This is a genomic window from Rhodococcus sp. FW305-130 (assembly GCF_058788335.1).
This window is the reverse complement of record NZ_JBYTAP010000009.1, coordinates 247,089-262,854: the sequence shown is the minus strand read 5'-3', so window position 1 is coordinate 262,854 and position 15,766 is coordinate 247,089. Positions and strand designations below refer to the sequence as shown.

At 61.7% G+C, this 15,766-nt stretch carries 19 protein-coding genes; 10 read left to right on the top strand and 9 right to left on the bottom strand.

Annotation, left to right across the window (positions count from 1 at the left end; all coding sequences use genetic code 11):
- Window positions 1–179: 179 nt before the first annotated feature.
- The 8 genes from AC3WQS_RS26645 (at window position 180) to AC3WQS_RS26610 (ending at window position 6,630) form a co-directional block, all read left to right on the top strand.
- Window positions 180–947 carry a sulfite exporter TauE/SafE family protein gene (locus tag AC3WQS_RS26645; protein ID WP_003944404.1) on the top strand — a complete coding sequence of 256 codons (768 nt, stop codon included), beginning with the start codon at window positions 180–182 and terminating at the stop codon, window positions 945–947.
- Window positions 948–984: 37 nt separating this feature from the next.
- Window positions 985–1,800, top strand: coding sequence for an HAD-IIA family hydrolase (locus AC3WQS_RS26640; RefSeq protein ID WP_029254768.1), 816 nt, complete (start codon window positions 985–987; stop codon window positions 1,798–1,800).
- A gap of 286 nt (window positions 1,801–2,086) precedes the next feature.
- The gene (locus AC3WQS_RS26635; protein ID WP_020906667.1) at window positions 2,087–2,644 is read left to right on the top strand and encodes an alternate-type signal peptide domain-containing protein; all 558 of its coding nucleotides are present in this window, start codon (window positions 2,087–2,089) and stop codon (window positions 2,642–2,644) included.
- 4 nt (window positions 2,645–2,648) lie between these two features.
- Window positions 2,649–3,215, top strand: coding sequence for a hypothetical protein (locus AC3WQS_RS26630; RefSeq protein WP_030535991.1), 567 nt, complete (start codon window positions 2,649–2,651; stop codon window positions 3,213–3,215).
- Window positions 3,212–3,856, top strand: a complete 645-nt coding sequence (locus AC3WQS_RS26625) for a signal peptidase I (RefSeq protein WP_492712885.1) — start codon at window positions 3,212–3,214, stop codon at window positions 3,854–3,856. Before AC3WQS_RS26630 ends, AC3WQS_RS26625 begins: the two co-directional genes overlap by 4 nt.
- Window positions 3,840–4,442 carry a SipW-dependent-type signal peptide-containing protein gene (locus AC3WQS_RS26620; RefSeq protein WP_133728344.1) on the top strand — a complete coding sequence of 201 codons (603 nt, stop codon included), beginning with the start codon at window positions 3,840–3,842 and terminating at the stop codon, window positions 4,440–4,442. The genes AC3WQS_RS26625 and AC3WQS_RS26620 overlap by 17 nt, the downstream gene beginning before the upstream one ends.
- A gap of 5 nt (window positions 4,443–4,447) precedes the next feature.
- Complete coding sequence (locus tag AC3WQS_RS26615) at window positions 4,448–6,034, top strand: signal peptidase I (RefSeq protein WP_492712886.1); 1,587 nt, start codon at window positions 4,448–4,450, stop codon at window positions 6,032–6,034.
- Window positions 6,034–6,630, top strand: coding sequence for an alternate-type signal peptide domain-containing protein (locus tag AC3WQS_RS26610; RefSeq protein ID WP_046378152.1), 597 nt, complete (start codon window positions 6,034–6,036; stop codon window positions 6,628–6,630). Before AC3WQS_RS26615 ends, AC3WQS_RS26610 begins: the two co-directional genes overlap by 1 nt.
- Before the next feature lie 44 nt (window positions 6,631–6,674).
- On the opposite strand, the gene AC3WQS_RS26605 is transcribed toward AC3WQS_RS26610, so the two are convergent.
- The 3 genes from AC3WQS_RS26605 to AC3WQS_RS26595 are packed head-to-tail and all read right to left on the bottom strand — an operon-like array spanning window position 6,675 to window position 8,795.
- Complete coding sequence (locus AC3WQS_RS26605) at window positions 6,675–7,898, bottom strand: O-succinylhomoserine sulfhydrylase (protein WP_020968824.1); 1,224 nt, start codon at window positions 7,896–7,898, stop codon at window positions 6,675–6,677.
- Complete coding sequence (locus AC3WQS_RS26600) at window positions 7,895–8,323, bottom strand: rhodanese-like domain-containing protein (RefSeq protein WP_007726822.1); 429 nt, start codon at window positions 8,321–8,323, stop codon at window positions 7,895–7,897. The genes AC3WQS_RS26605 and AC3WQS_RS26600 overlap by 4 nt, the downstream gene beginning before the upstream one ends.
- Window positions 8,324–8,369: 46 nt before the next feature.
- Complete coding sequence (locus AC3WQS_RS26595) at window positions 8,370–8,795, bottom strand: Rv0361 family membrane protein (RefSeq protein WP_019749485.1); 426 nt, start codon at window positions 8,793–8,795, stop codon at window positions 8,370–8,372.
- Between the two features lie 230 nt (window positions 8,796–9,025).
- Here AC3WQS_RS26595 and AC3WQS_RS26590 point away from each other — a divergent pair, with 230 nt between their 5' ends.
- Together AC3WQS_RS26590 and AC3WQS_RS26585 are read left to right on the top strand one after the other, a co-directional pair.
- Entirely contained in the window at window positions 9,026–10,423 is a 1,398-nt protein-coding gene (locus AC3WQS_RS26590; protein WP_019749484.1) for an FAD-dependent oxidoreductase, read from the top strand.
- 109 nt (window positions 10,424–10,532) lie between these two features.
- Window positions 10,533–11,372 (top strand): amidohydrolase family protein, encoded by an 840-nt coding sequence (locus AC3WQS_RS26585; protein ID WP_024487914.1) that lies wholly within the window; start codon window positions 10,533–10,535, stop codon window positions 11,370–11,372.
- Here AC3WQS_RS26585 and AC3WQS_RS26580 read toward each other — a convergent pair.
- The 6 genes from AC3WQS_RS26580 to AC3WQS_RS26555 all read right to left on the bottom strand — a co-directional run bounded on the left by AC3WQS_RS26580 (window position 11,276) and on the right by AC3WQS_RS26555 (window position 15,741).
- The gene (locus AC3WQS_RS26580) at window positions 11,276–11,758 is read right to left on the bottom strand and encodes a DUF456 domain-containing protein (RefSeq protein WP_019749482.1); all 483 of its coding nucleotides are present in this window, start codon (window positions 11,756–11,758) and stop codon (window positions 11,276–11,278) included. The two genes, AC3WQS_RS26585 and AC3WQS_RS26580, sit on opposite strands and share 97 nt — an antisense overlap.
- Complete coding sequence (gene purT / locus AC3WQS_RS26575; RefSeq protein WP_492712887.1) at window positions 11,755–12,990, bottom strand: formate-dependent phosphoribosylglycinamide formyltransferase; 1,236 nt, start codon at window positions 12,988–12,990, stop codon at window positions 11,755–11,757. Before purT ends, AC3WQS_RS26580 begins: the two co-directional genes overlap by 4 nt.
- A gap of 40 nt (window positions 12,991–13,030) precedes the next feature.
- The gene (locus AC3WQS_RS26570) at window positions 13,031–14,536 is read right to left on the bottom strand and encodes a GGDEF domain-containing protein (protein WP_020906657.1); all 1,506 of its coding nucleotides are present in this window, start codon (window positions 14,534–14,536) and stop codon (window positions 13,031–13,033) included.
- A 240-nt stretch (window positions 14,537–14,776) separates the two neighbouring features.
- Window positions 14,777–14,923, bottom strand: coding sequence for a hypothetical protein (locus tag AC3WQS_RS26565; RefSeq protein ID WP_003944356.1), 147 nt, complete (start codon window positions 14,921–14,923; stop codon window positions 14,777–14,779).
- A gap of 362 nt (window positions 14,924–15,285) precedes the next feature.
- Window positions 15,286–15,408, bottom strand: coding sequence for a hypothetical protein (locus AC3WQS_RS26560; RefSeq protein ID WP_019749478.1), 123 nt, complete (start codon window positions 15,406–15,408; stop codon window positions 15,286–15,288).
- Between the two features lie 210 nt (window positions 15,409–15,618).
- Entirely contained in the window at window positions 15,619–15,741 is a 123-nt protein-coding gene (locus AC3WQS_RS26555) for a hypothetical protein (protein ID WP_003944443.1), read from the bottom strand.
- Window positions 15,742–15,766: the final 25 nt, after the last annotated feature.

The following is a 15,766-nucleotide window of genomic DNA, read 5'->3' as shown; positions in this document are numbered from 1 at the left end:
GTCTAGTCGTCAAATGTTGTATTTCCCTGCACTGCAAGGGAAATGAAAGATCAACCAGGTTGAAATCGCACTGATTCCAACGGTGTCCGAAGCCGCGTTTGACGTGTTCAATGGAGTGTTCGAACGAAGACCGGGACCGCCGTCTGGACCGACTTTTCCTCTGCCGTACCGTCTGCGGAGTGAGTGGACTCGACGCTTTCTTCATATTGCTGGCCGGCATCGGTGCGGGCGCGATCAACGCCGTGGTCGGCAGTGGAACGCTGATCACGTTCCCGACGCTGGTCGCCTTCGGCATGCCGCCCGTGACCGCGACCATGTCCAACGCGGTCGGGCTCGTCGCCGGCGGAGTTTCCGGCACCTGGGGCTACCGACGCGAGCTGTCCGGACAGTGGGATCGACTGAAGTGGCAGATTCCGGCGTCACTCGCCGGGGCACTACTCGGTTCCTGGTTGCTCATGCATCTACCCGAGAAACTGTTCGAAACCATCGTTCCGGTGCTGTTGGTCCTCGCCCTCGCGCTCGTCCTCCTCCAACCACGCATCCAGGCGTGGGCCAAGAAGCGTTCAACCGAAGAAACGACGCTGTCCACCAAGAGGCTGATGCTCCTGACCGCCGGCACCTTTGCGGTCGGCATCTACGGCGGATACTTCACTGCCGCGCAGGGCATCCTTCTCATCGGTGTGATGGGTGCCATCCTCCCGGAAACCCTCCAACGCATGAACGGCGCGAAGAACCTGCTCTCACTGCTCGTCAACATCGTTGCAGCGGGGATGTACATCACTCTGGCGTTCGATCAGATCAATTGGGCAGCAGCCGGTTTGATCGCTGTCGGCTCGCTCGGCGGTGGCGTCCTGGGCGCCCGCTACGGACGGCGCCTGTCCCCCACTGCATTGCGCTACACGATTGTCGTCGTCGGCCTGATCGGGCTGTGGCGCCTTCTCGCTTGATCGCCCACATCGGGCGGCACCCGCACATACTGGAGTCATGACCAGTACAGAAGATCAGACCGGTTGGACCTACCTCATGGACATGGACGGGGTTCTCGTCCACGAGGAGCACTTGATACCTGGAGCGGACACGTTCCTGGCAGAGCTGGCGTCGAACGACATCCCGTACATGGTGCTCACCAACAACTCCATCCGAACCCCGCGTGACCTGCGAGCACGCCTGCTCAATTCGGGACTCGACATCCCGGAGAAGTCGATCTGGACGTCAGCGCTCGCTACCGCGACGTTCCTGGCCAACCAGCGGCCAGGCGGCAGCGCCTACGTGGTCGGCGAATCGGGCCTGACCACTGCCCTGCACGACATCGGTTACGTCCTGACGGACAGTGACCCCGACTACGTCGTACTCGGCGAGACGCGCACGTACTCGTTCGAGGCGATCACGACCGCCATTCGCCTGGTCGAGCGTGGTTCGCGGTTCATCGCCACCAACCCCGACGCCACTGGGCCGTCGCGTGACGGCTCGCTGCCGGCCACCGGCTCGGTCGCCGCTCTCATCACCAAGGCAACCGGACGCGATCCCTACTACGTCGGCAAGCCCAACGCCTTGATGATGCGCTCTGCCCTGCGGTCCATCGGCGCTCATTCGGCCAACACATTGATGATCGGCGACCGGATGGACACCGACATCGTCTGTGGCCTCGAAGCCGGACTGCAGACGATTCTGGTGATGACCGGGATCTCGACCCGCGCGTCGGTGGAGCTCTTCCCGTACCGACCCACAGTCGTTCTCGAGTCGGTCGCCGATCTTGTAGGAATGACAACCGATCCATTCCGTAGCACCGCAAACAATTGATTCAATTGCAAAACAAAACCGCGAGTCGGTAATTAACTGGTAAAAAACACTAGATTTGCCAGGATCCGACTCGTCCACTTTGTCCAGCTGGACAAACAAGCGGTTTCTTTCGAAGGAAGATTGCGTACTGATAGTTATTCGCAGGTCAGAGGCGAATACACCCCGACAATAGGTGGATCGCAGTCCAAAAAGAAATTTGAGAAAAAGTAGTAACGAATCGTTTGCCGTGGCTGATACTCATGTCTGAACGACCCATTTCGGGTCCCAGACATGAAATGAGATTTTCATGAAGAAGCAGACCAAGGGCGCGATCGCTGCTGCTGCGGCCGGCGCCCTCCTCCTCGGCGGTGCGGGCTCGCTCGCTGTGTGGAGCGACTCGGCCGACGTCAGTGGCGGCGGACCCGTCACTTCCGGTGCACTCGACCTGAGCGCCTGCGCACCGGTCGGCGGCGGTTGGAACTCCCTCAATCCGACGAAGACCGCGATCACCAACATCTCGGCTTACCGCATCGTCACCACCGAGAGCATCGAATACACCTGCGACGTCACAGTGACCGCAGTGGGCGATCGTCTCGCGGCTGTTCTGACCGCTGATACGGCCGGCATCGTTCCAGGTGCCAACAGCGCCGAACTTGCCGCCGCTGTACAGCCGGTTACGACCATCAAGGACGCTGGTGGCAACCCGATTTCACAGATCACCAAGGTACAGAACGGCACGATCGTGCACGTCGGAGTCCGTCTGAACTTCACCGAGGTGGCCAACCAGGTCGCGCAGAATCAGTCGCTGAACTTGGCGGCGATGAAGCTGGTCGTCACTCAGACAGCGCTGACTCCGGCTCCGTAATTTCATGAGGAAAAAGGTCTGGGGAGCGATCGCAGTCGCGGTGGCTGCTGTAGCGGTGTTCGCATCGTCACAGCAGTCGCTCGCGCTGTGGTCCGATTCGGCGAGCGCGAGTGGTGGGACCGCAACCGCTGCCAGCGTCAACCTCACCGTTGGTACATCGGCCGGAACCAGTGCGGCGTACACCCTGGCGAATTTGACGACGGCCACGACGCCTGTGGTCCCGGGAAACACGGTGCAAGCTCCGCTCACCGTCAAGAATTCGGGGTCTGATCCTCTGCAGTGGCGAATGCAGTCGACGAGCGCACTTCCGGGATTCACGTTGACCACGTACGGAGTCGCCAACGAAGGCGCCTGCCCGGCCGGCGTCAACACCGCGGCTCCGGCAGTGACCCCAGTGACGTCCGGATCGATGAATGCATCGCTGCAGTACCCGGTTTCCCCCGCGTACATGCCGACTCCGCTCGCAGCCGGTGGCACCTACATCCTGTGTCTGCGGCTCACGGTGGGTGTTGGTGCGGTTTCCGGTCAGACGAACAACGCCACCTTCACGTTCCAGGCAGGGGCGGCATGACGAAACACTCGACCAAACGCGGTGAACGTACCGGTCCTCTGTGGTGGGTCACCTCGATTGTCAGCTGGACACTGCTGCTGGCAATTTCGGCAGTCATCGTCGCAACCATTGTCGTCCCCTTCTTCGCGGGAGCGCAGCGCTTCACGATTCTGACCGGTTCGATGCGCCCGACGTACAACCCTGGATCACTGGTCGTCGTCAAACCTGTCGATCCGTCCGAACTGGGGATCGGTACACCTATTACGTACCAGCTGGAATCCGGTCAGCCGACAGTCGTCACACACCGGATCATTGCCACGAGCGAAAACCAGAAGGGTGAACGAACTTTCATCACCCAAGGCGACGCGAACGGTGAACGCGACGAGAAAGAAGTACGGCCAGTACAGATCCGGGGAAAGGTCTGGTACAGCCTTCCGTATCTCGGCTACGTCAACACTTGGCTCACCGGAGAGCAGCGCACCGTGATCGTGGTGATAGTCGTGACAGCACTACTGCTGTACGCGGCCTACATGATGATCAGCGGCATCCGTGACGGCCGGAAGGAGCGAGCTCGAGCACGATTGGCTCCTGACCCTTCAGCTTCCAACCTCCCCAACTCCGACCAGAACGAGAAAGGCCAGCACGATGCCCTCGCGCCCTGACCGTCCGGTCCACCGGATTCGTCACCTGTTGACCAGCACGCGTTTTCGCGCGCTGCTCGCACTGGGGATGGTGCTTGGCGTCGGCGGTGTGACCACGCTCGCGGCCTGGACGTCTTCCGCGACTGCGACTTCGGGAAACATCACGACCGGGTCGATCAATCTGCAGTTGAATACCACAATCCAACCCACGCTGACCACGACACTGAACTTCAGCCAACTCGGCAAAACCGGGATGATTCCCGGCGACTCGAACTCCGCCATCGTCAAAGTCAACAACGTGGGGGCAGGCGTGAATCTTCCTCTGAAATACACGATTACTTCCACCAGCGGCGGCGCGCTGACGACCTACTTGCGGATGACTGTGTCGTTGAACGGAACTGTGGCCAACAAATGCACAGATGGCAGCAATGTGGTGTTGTCCTTACCGCTGACACTCACCACAAATCAGGCGGTCGGTGCGCCCGACCGTTCTCTGGCTATCGGGGCAACCGACAATCTTTGTGTCTCGGTGACGCTTCCGACGAGTCCGACCCCACCGACGAGCAGCTCGTCGAGCATCGTCCTGAACTTCTCGGCAAAGGTGTGAGCGCCGTGTCACGACACACGAAGATGTCACCGAAAGCCTCGACGCCACGTCGGATTCACGAACTTCTGCTCACCCTCGGTGCCCTCGCCGGTCTGGCATCCATCGGATTGTTCATTGCCGGCTTCGCTTTCGGTATCACTCCGCTGATCTTCAAGAGCGGATCGATGTCTCCCACGATCGAGACCGGTGCTCTGGCATTCGCGCGCACCGTGCCTGCTTCGGAAGTTCAGGTCGGTGACATCGTCAGTGTCTACGACAACCAAGGCGTTCGAATCACCCATCGTGTCGAGACGATCGAGCAGCAAGGCAACAATCTTGCAATTGCACAGCTGCGCGGCGACGCGAATCCCGTCACAGACCCAGATCCTTACGTCATCACCGAAGCGGATCGAGTTTTCTTCAGCATCAACCGCCTCGGCTACGTGGCCGTCTGGCTGTCCGGACCGAGTGGGCTTGTGCTTGGTGCGATTGCCGTCGGAGGACTGCTGTACATCGCATTTCGCCCACGGAAAAGACCGGATGAAGGGGAACCCAGGCTGGATCGTCAGGACGCGCACGGCGATTCCCACGCCTTCAAGGCAATCGTCGCATTGGCAACGGTCGGTCTCAGCGTGGCGGGCATTGCGAACGTCGGCGGAACACAGGCCGCCTTCACGGGCATGGCGACAGCGGGAAGCATTTCGTTCACCACTGCTGCAAGCTTTCCGAAACCTCCCGCGTCAATGACCTGCTCGGACAAGGGAACTTCCGTCGTGCTCGCTTGGCCTGGCGTTGCCACGGATACATTTCGAATCATCGTCCGAAACGCAACCAACACCACCCAACCTCCGCTGATCAGAGACGTGACCGGCCTCTCGACGGCCCTGACGTTGTCCGATCTGCCGAGCGGCGGGATTCTCCTGTCGAACACAAACTACGACGTCGAATTACACGGACTCGTTGGAACTTACGTGACACCGGAATACACCGGGTACCGCATCAGCAGTTCGACACTGCTCATCATCCTCAATGACATGGCGTGTGTATCCGGACCCACGAGCGGAACCACGGCAGCCTCAGCTCCGGCCGCTCGTTCGGCGCTGGTTGCACAAGCTCCGAGTGCGACGACCACCACCTCCACCGCAGCGGTCAGTTCGACCACACCTTCACCCACGACTACTCCGAGCGCATCAACAACCTCGCAGGCCACGACAACCACCAGCACAACTACACCTTCGACAACCACCTCGTCACCGGCTACAACTACTCCGTCCACAACGACAACAACAACGACCATGACAACGACACCCACAACAACTACGCCCACCCCGAGCGAGGTTCCCATCGACGCCCCGGCGGCCACGACTGGCTTCAGCGCACAGAAGCTCTCGACTGCCAGTGGAACCGTTGTATCCGTGTCGAATTCATCGGGCACCGAGGTGTATCGGGGTGCCGTGGACAATGACGCTGTACTGCATTGGCTCACCGGTACCGATCAGTTGTACGTGATCACCACGTCCGGAGTCACCGCCATCGACACGTCAACGGGAGTCTGGGCCGAATCTCCTGCCCCGAGCGAACTTCCGGACGAAGTCAAGGCGCTGGTGCCGTGATGAAGAAGACGACGAAGGCTGCAATGGCAGTCGCCGCGGCCGGAGCTGTATTGCTCGGCGGCTCGGGCACATTGGCGAAATGGACGGACAGTACGACCCTGACGAGCGCCGCTGTCCAGTCCGGGACCCTGGATCTGGGAGCATGCGTGACCACGAGCGGCGGGGGGTGGTATTCGCAGGTCTACGTCAACGCGCCCACCAATCCGAATCCACTCGTATATATCCCGGACATCACTACCTACCGACTCAAGCCCGGATTCAACTACACGTATTTCTGCGATTCGAAGGTGATGGCCACCGGCCCACGTCTGAAAGCGAACGTGACGGTCGACAAGACCAAGTTGAGTGGCGGGCTCGCGACCGCCAGTGTCGATCTCCGCACGTACGTCACGGATCAGAGCAACAATCTTCTGTACGACAGCACGGCACCGACGCCGAACCTCATTCCGGTCACATCGGCGTTGAACAACACCAACCTGACCGCGCAGGTGCTGTTCACGATCTACCCCGCCGACACGACAAGCTCAGGTCTCACACTGAATACGACGGCGTTGACGATCGACGTCAAACAACTGGGTCTGACACCTTCGCCGTAGAACGCCTCGCCAAACGAAGTTCGAGGGCAAGGCGTTCTACCGGATCAGCCGAGGGCTCGCTTCAGATCAGCCAAGAGATCGGCGGTATCTTCCAGCCCCACCGACAAACGCACAACGCCGTCTGTAAGACCCACTGCTGCACGGCCTTCCGGACCCATGGCCCGGTGCGTTGTGGTTGCGGGGTGGGTGATCAACGACTTGGAATCACCCAAGTTGTTGGAGATGTCGATGACGCGCAGGCCGTTGAGAACCTCGAACGCCCGCTTCTTGCCCTCGCCGTCAGGCGCATTGAGCTCGAACGTGACTACAGTTCCGCCGCCGCTCATTTGAGACTTCGCGAGCTCGTGCTGCGGGTGCGAAGTCAGGTACGGATACTTGACCCACTTGACGCCGGAGTGCCCTTCGAGGAATTCGGCGATCTCGAGTGCCGAAGCCACGGAATGCCGAATACGGACCGGCATGGTCTCGAGACCCTTGAGCAGAGTCCACGCATTGAACGGGCTGAGCGCAGGACCGGTGTGCCGCATCAGTTCTCGGACGGGACCGCTGATGTATTCCTCGGTGCCGAGGATCGCGCCGCCGAGCACGCGGCCTTGACCGTCGATGTGCTTGGTACCGGAGTACACCACGACGTCGGCGCCCAGATCGAGGCTGCGCTGCAGAAGCGGCGTCGCGAAGACGTTGTCCAGCACTACCTTTGCACCGGCAGCATGAGCAAGCTCCGACACCCGCCGAACGTCGACGAGGGACTGCATCGGGTTGGACGGCGTCTCGAAGAACACGGCAGTGGTCGGCACGGACAGCGCCTCTTCCCACTGCGCGTTGTCCTCACCGTCGACGAAAACAACCTCGACGCCCCAGCGCGGAAGTATCTCGTTGCACACGACAAAGCAGGATCCGAAGAGGCTGCGCGCGGCAACCAATCGGTCGCCGTTGGCCAACAGTGCGCCCAACGCCGTGAAGACTGCCGACATTCCGCTGGCCGTCGCAAAGCACGCTTCTGCGCCTTCGATGAGACGCAAACGCTCTTCGAACATCTTGACCGTCGGATTGCCATAGCGGGAGTAGACAAAATGATCCACCTCGCCGGTGAAGGCTTGTTCGGCGGCTTCTGCACTCTCGTAGACGAATCCGGAGTTGAGGAACAGCGCTTCGGAAGTCTCCTCGAACCCGGTACGCATCAGTCCACCGCGAACACCGAGAGTGCCGAGACCGACGTCGTCCGGCAGCGCTCGTTGAAATGCGCCACCCTGGGGAATTCCGCTCACTGCTGCCTCCATGGCAAGCCGATGGCCCGCCAACCTACAAGTCCGCGATGTCCGTCGGCACCCAATGCGCCTTCGAACCCGTCGAGCACGTTGTACGACGGGCCGATGCCCGCCGCAGTCGCAGCTTCCGCCGCACCGATGGAACGTTGTCCGGATCGACACAGGAAGATCACCGGACGCTCCGACCCGGAGGAATCGGCGGTGATGCCGGCTTCCTTCAACTGGTCGACGAAGTTGTCATTGCGCGCGCCGGTCGGGTGGCTCACCCATTCGATCAGTGCGGCCTGCTTGCCGAGGGAGGAAACATCGGGGACACCGACGTACTTCCACTCCGCATCGGTCCGCACGTCGACCAGCACGGCGTCGGGGTTTTCGCGGAGCAGCTCCCAGGCTTGCTCCGGCGTCAGATCGCCTGCGTAACTCACGTAGTCCATGTTTTCACAAGACTGCCGTGAGCGCCTGAGCGGGCCGTCAGTTACAGACGACCCAACGGTTGCCATCACGGGTCAGGGCCCAGGTCGAGACCCGCTCGCCCGCTCCGCCGCCGGTGATCGTCACGTCGGCCCTGGCGCGATCCCCGTTGACCACGACCCCGTCCACACCCTTCAGTTCGACCGTCCCGTCGACTCCGGCCATCGGACCAGTGCTCGAATTGAAGCTCGCGCAGGTCAGGGTCTTGACCGTCTCCGCGTCATTTCGATTCTCGGCATCGACGTAGTCGGTGACGGAGCGGCTCACGCGGTCCGACTCGGTGACGTTCTCCTCGGCCGGCGAGATCCACGACGCGACGAAGATTCCACCCAGAATCAAGGCGACGATGGCAACAGCCAAGAGGAACGGCCCCGCAGACGCCTTCTTGCCATCGATGTTGTCGGATTCGCGAAGCTCGTCACTCATAACGCCAATACTCCCCCACAACTTGAAATTGTGGCCCGTCAAGGACCAGGCCCCTACCCCGAATACCCGAGACAACGGGAGAATGGGAAGAAAGAATAGGTTTACCCACAACCGATCGAGTGAGAGTGTGGATCCGTTCGGCCGCAACCGAGGCACTGTGCTTAGGTTCGGCTAAATTGGATACTTGTCGATATGTTGTCCGAACTTCGAAGAAGGTAGCTGTCCTCACGATGACTGACTCCAACCGCCCACTCCGGGTCGCGATCGTCGGCGCCGGCCCCGCCGGCATCTACGCCGCCGACGCCCTCATGAAATCCGACACCGCAGTCTCCGGCCGCGGCGTCAGCATCGACCTCTTCGAGCGCATGCCCGCGCCCTTCGGCCTGATTCGTTACGGCGTCGCGCCTGATCATCCGCGCATCAAGGGCATCATCACCGCTCTGCACAAGGTGCTCGACAAGCCTCAGGTCCGCCTGCTGGGCAACATCGACTACGGCACCGACATCACCCTCGACGACCTGCAGTCGTTCTACGACGCGGTCATCTTCTCGACCGGCGCCAACGCCGACCGCGCGCTCGGCATCCCGGGTATCGAACTCGACGGCAGCTATGGCGCGGCCGACTTCGTCTCCTGGTACGACGGCCACCCCGACGTACCGCGTACGTGGCCGCTCGAAGCCGAGAAGGTCGCTGTCCTCGGCGTGGGCAATGTTGCGCTCGACATCGCCCGCGTCCTAGCCAAGACCGGCGACGAACTGCTGCCGACCGAGATCCCCGCCAACGTCTACGAGGGCCTCAAGAACAACAAGGCCGTCGAGGTTCACGTCTTCGGACGCCGTGGCCCGGCCCAGGCCAAGTTCACGCCTCTCGAACTGCGTGAGCTCGACCATTCCCCGACCATCGAGGTCATCGTCGACCCCGAGGACATCGACTACGACGAGGGCTCCGAGCAGGCTCGCCGCAACTCCAAGCAGGTCGACATGGTCGCGAACACGCTGCAGGACTGGGCAATCCGCGACGTCGGAGCCCGCCCCCACAAGCTGTTCCTGCACTTCTTCGAATCTCCCACGGAGATCCTCGGTGAAGACGGCAAGGTCGTCGGCCTGCGCACCGAGCGCACTCAGCTCGACGGCACCGGCAACGTCAAGGGCACCGGCACGTACAAGGACTGGGATGTCCAGGCCGTGTACCGCGCCGTCGGTTACCTCTCGCAGAACGTCACGCAGCTGCCGTTCGACGACCAGGCGGGCACCGTCCCCAACGACGCCGGACGCGTCGTCGCCGACGACAACGCCGAGGGCGCAGCCCGGTTCATGCCGGCCACCTACGTCACCGGCTGGATCAAGCGCGGCCCCGTCGGCCTCATCGGCCACACGAAGGGTGACGCCAACGAAACCGTCGCGAATCTTCTCGAGGATTCCGTCGGCTTCGCCGGCGCCGCGAACCCCGACGAGAACGCCGTCATCGAGTTCCTCGAAGGCAAGCAGGTGCCGTACACGACCTGGCAGGGCTGGTACCGCCTCGACGCGCACGAGCGCAGCCTGGGCGAGCCCGAAGGCCGTGAGCGCATCAAGGTCGTCGAGCGTCACGACATGCTGAAGGCATCCGAGCCCGACCGCGCGAACTGAGTGCGCAGAAGTAACTGAACAGAAGCCCTCCACCGGCCCGACGCGACCCAGGTCACATCGGGCCGGTGGTGTGTGCGGGGACCCAGGGCAACAGGGCAAAATAGACCCCGTGTTTGACGCCCACGTGCATATCATCGACCCGCGCTTCCCGCTGGTCGAGAATCACGGGTACCTGCCTGAGCCCTTCACCGTGGCCGATTACCGGGCCCGGCTTGCCTCACTGAAGGGCCTGAGTGTTGACGGCGGCGCGGTGGTGACCGCGTCGTACCAGGGCAATGACCAGGAATACCTGAAAGCTGCCTTGTCCGAGCTCGGCGAAGGCTGGGTGGGCGTCACTGCTTTGCCGCTCGATGCGACGGATGAAGACATCGTTGCGCTGGACGCGCTGGGAGTGCGCGCCGTCCGATTCAATCTGCGCCGAGGCGCCACCGACCTGCGTCTACTCGCCGATCTCGCCAACCGCGCATTCGATCTGGTCGGCTGGCACGCCGAGTTCTACGTCGATGCCACGCTGTTGCTGTCGCTGGAACCCGTCTTCGCCAAATTGCCGGCGGTGAGCATCGACCACTTGGGAATGTCCACCCGCGGACTGCCGTATCTCCTCAACCTCGTAGACCGCGGGGTACGCGTCAAAGCCACCGGGTTCGGACGCACCACCATCTCCGACGTCGGCGACGTGCTTCGCCAGATCCACGCGGTCAATCCCGCTGCGCTGATGTTCGGCACCGATCTACCCGGCACACGGGCACGTCGAGCGTTCGAGGTCCACGACCTGGACGTGATCGCCGAAGCTGTCGGCGACGACCTGTCCGCGGTCATGTGCGACAACGCCCGCTCCTGGTACCGCTGCGCTCAAGTGAACGCGACGGCTCCCAGCCACAGCCCCGCCGCGATCAGCGCTCCGAACAGTTCCACCAGCATGGACAATCCGACTGCCTTCACCGCGTGAAGCGTCGACGACCAGGCGATGTCGTAACGGCGCAGTCGCGCTAGTTCGGCGAAATACGTTCCGACGATGAATCCGAGGAACAAGCCCACGACCGGAATCACGAAGAACCCGATGATGCCGACGACGCCGCCGACCACCACCGACAGGTTGGGCACTCCCCCGGACTTCATCCGCTTGCCTGGCCAGGTGTACTTCACGATCCCGGTGACCACCAGTGCCAGCGTGGACAGCGCGAACACCGTCCACGCCGTCGCGCCACCGGTCATGATCGCCCACACCAGAATTGCACCGAAAACGAGAAGTGTCCCCGGAAGAATCGGAACGACGACACCGATCAGACCGACCAGGATGACCAGCCCGACGAGGACCTCGGCCACAGGACTCATCCGACGGGACGCACCTTCGACGCGGCCTCGCGAGCACGGGCGCGTGCAGTCGGCACATCGGCGGCCGTCGACACTGCAACACCCATGCGACGACGCGTGAAGCTCTCGGGCTTGCCGAAGAGCCGCAGGTCCGTCTCGGGAACCGAGAGTGCCTCGGCGACGCCGTCGAATCCGATCCCCTTGGCCTCCATTCCGCCGTAGATCACCGCCGATGCTCCCGGAACCGTGAGCGTCGTGTCGACCGGTAATCCCAGGATCGCGCGGGCATGCAGCTCGAACTCCGAAAGTCGCTGCGTCCGCAGAGTCACCAATCCGGTGTCGTGCGGCCGTGGGCTCACTTCGGAGAAGAAGACGTCGTCACCCTTCACGAATAGCTCGACGCCGAAGATGCCTCGCCCGCCCAGAGCCGTGGTCACCTTCTCGGCGACGTCTCGGGCCGAGGCGAGGGCAACTGCGGACATCTGCTGCGGCTGCCACGATTCGATGTAGTCACCGGCTTCCTGCAGGTGCCCGATCGGCTCGCAGAACGACGTCTCGACCTGACCGCTCTCACCGACGGCGCGAACCGTCAATTGTGTTATCTCGTAATCGAAATCGACAAAACCCTCGACGATCACCCGGCCGTGATTCACACGACCTCCGGCCATCGCGTAATCCCATGCGGCGTCGAGATCTTCGGCGGATCGAACCGTCGACTGTCCCTTCCCCGACGAGGACATGACGGGCTTGATGACGCACGGGAAACCGATTCGGTCTGTCGCTGCCTGCACTTCGGCAAGCGAGTCCGCGAAAGCGTACGGCGAAGTGGGCAGGCCCAACTCCTCGGCCGCGAGCCGACGGATCCCCTCACGGTTCATCGTGAGCTGGGTGGCGCGGGCGGTCGGGATGACCACCGCGGCCCCGCGTTCTTCAACGAGTGCAAGCGCATCCGTCGCAATGGCCTCGATCTCGGGAACCACGAAGTGAGGCTTTTCCAACTCGATGACGGCAAGCAGCGCTTCCGGATCGGTCATGTCGACGGTATGCGCACGATGAGCCACCTGATGCCCAGGGGCATCGGGATACCGATCCACCGCAATCACTTCGACGCCCAGACGCTGCAACGCGATGACAACTTCCTTACCCAACTCGCCTGATCCCAACATCATCACGCGGATGGCGTTCTCGGTCAGGGGAGTTCCGAATCGGAGCGGAAGCGTCGGCAGGGGCGAAGGCGTCGAATCAAGCTGCATGGGTGCGACTATATGCCAATCCCGATGCAGGTCAGCGCGGTTATCGGCCGTCCACCACACCTTCGCGGCCAAATCCCCGCCTGATCGTTCGTGGTATGTCAGGTTTGCGATAGGTGCGGGTGGCCATATCCGGCTCGGAATTCCGTTGCGGCAATGCATCGTTGCCGAGCCGGCGCACTTTCACGAGGTTGCGCCCGGCGCGCTTGGCTTCGTACAGAGCCTCGTCCGCGACGCTCATGAGGGTGGTCAACGTCGGCGTCGCATGATCGACCCACGCGACGCCGACACTGACGGTGCTCGTCACTTCTGATTCGGCCGAGTACTCGACTTGCGCGCCGCGGACCGCCTCGGCCACATCGACTGCTCGCGCGTAGCTGCAGTCCGGAAGCAGAATGGCGAACTCCTCGCCGCCGAGCCTTCCGATCAGATCGCCGTCCGACAATCGGTCAGCGGCCCGTTCGGCGAAGTTCGCGAGAACGCTGTCACCGGTCATATGTCCATGCGTGTCGTTGATGCTCTTGAAGTGGTCCAGGTCGAGCATCAGCAGGCCGACCGGGGATTGTGTGCGGGCCGCGGCGGCAAGCTCCGATTCCGCATGCCCGAGAAACGCACCACGCGAGAGGACCCCGGTCAGATGGTCGAATTCGACAGCAAGGAAGAGCTCACGCTCGGCAGCGCGACGTTCCTCGGTCGCACAGGCAACCGCGATCGGCCCCAACGCGATCAGCGTGACGGCAATGGACGTGATGACGTCCTCGTTCCACGTCGAGGCAGCTTGATCTCCGATATCGAGTCGACCGCTTCCCGCCATCATGAGTGACCACACCGACCAGACCACTGAAACGAAGGCAGTGCTCGGAACCGAGATGCGAGTGGCGCACCACAGGAGAGCCGGAATCGGAAGGACCAGCGCGATCGGCCCTTCGATGCTGAGGGCGATCGGCACGCAGGCTGCAGTGGCGAGTAGCGGAACGCTCATAGCGGCGACGGTTTTGGCAGTCAGTTTGCTGCGGAACTCGGCAAGGCTCGACGGGATGGTGAGAGTGAGAATGAGAGGAAGGACCAGCAGGTACGCCATGACCTCGGTGGCACCCCAGTGGAAGAACGTGTCGGTAAAGGACTGACCGCGTAAGAGCCGGTCCAAGGCGCCGGCAGTGGCCGCGGTACCAGTCGCCGCGACGAACGAGACGAAGACCATCCACACCAGCGACTGCGAATCGACCAATCGGAACGGTGTGCGCTTCAAGTAGTACAGAACAAGAACACCGACTGTGACTCCGGCGAGGTTCGCCCCGTTCAACTGCACCGCAAGCGAGAGCGAGTTGCCGGTGATCAGGTCAGCGCAGACGTATCCGACAGCCGCAGCGATCCACGTCGGCCACTCGATCAGGACCGGCCATCTGACCATCATTCCCAGCAGAATGGCGTTGGCGCACCAGAATGTCGCGAGCAAACCTGGTGGGCGCGTGAGGATGCCGATCAACGAAGCCGCAAGTACAACGGCCAGCACTAGGAGAAGGCGCAGAAAGCGACTCGTCCCTACCATGCGTCACCTCGCGGTCGGCTACCTCTGAATTCGGGAGCACCGGACGTCGCGGTGACCGTATGCCGATGTCGTCGAACCATCGTACGCAGGTGCTGCCACTCACAGTTCTGTGTTCACACGCCAAAACGGCAACTACGAAAATCTCCGCAAACGCGGGTGCCCTCCGGCCACGACAGTGGACAGAGGGCACCTGCATGCAATCCGATTGGCAGAGCCGAATGGACCTGCCGGAAGGGATGACTACTCGGCGGATCCGCTGGACAGACCCGAGAGTGAACCGGTGGACGAGCCCTCGCCCTCGCCGGACAGCGATTCGGTGGGAACGGACTTGAGGAAAGCTCCGAGCGCGGTGAGCAGGGGTCCGAGGGTGCTGAGTGATCCGAACATAGGAGGTTCTCCTGTTTGTGAGGTGGTGTGATGTTCCAGCGCCATTCCGGCCGCAGGCGGTGGCCGAGATGGTTCGGGAACTTCTGCCGCGCGGATGGCTGAACCGCCCCCCGAACAACATCCCGAGCTGTGATGTAGCGCACTAACTTGGCGCTGCCTGCATTTATAGACTGACTGCCCACACTTGTCTAGCTACCGAATAGCTACCAACTTGAACTGTCGGTAACACCTTCTGACATAATTGCAGTTCAGAGGCCAAATAGACGGTTCGAAATATCCTATAATGTGATTTAGCTCACAATTGAAAGGCAAAAAGTGTGGCCCGCAGACAACCGCGAGCCACACTTTCGGACAAACGGGACTTACTTGTCAGCCGCCGATCCTGTGCCCGGGGTGAGCGAGCCACCACCGAGTGCCGTGAACAGGTCCTTGAGTACCGGAATGAACGTCTTGACGACGCCGCTGAAGTCTTCGAATGAACCCATGTCGGGCCTCCTTATGTCGGGATGCAGTTGAAATGAAGTGGGGACCGAGAATTACTCGGCAGTGGAACCAGCCGAACCCGAGCCGTCCGCCGATCCCGCGTTCAACTTGGTCACGAATGCGAGAACGCTCTTGAGGAAGGCGTCGAGATTCTGAATTGAGGTCATGCGACTACTCCTGTGTTGTTTCGGAAGAATTGTTGTGGTCGAACGTCAGGAGTTCGAGCTCGCGGTGTCCAGCCCCTGAAGGGTCTTGAGCATGTTGACCAGGGGAAGAAGCTGGAGAATGCCCCAGCCCATGCCGTTGGCCTTGAGAAGGTTTCCGAGGGATCCCATGTGTGACTCCTTGCATGAATATCTA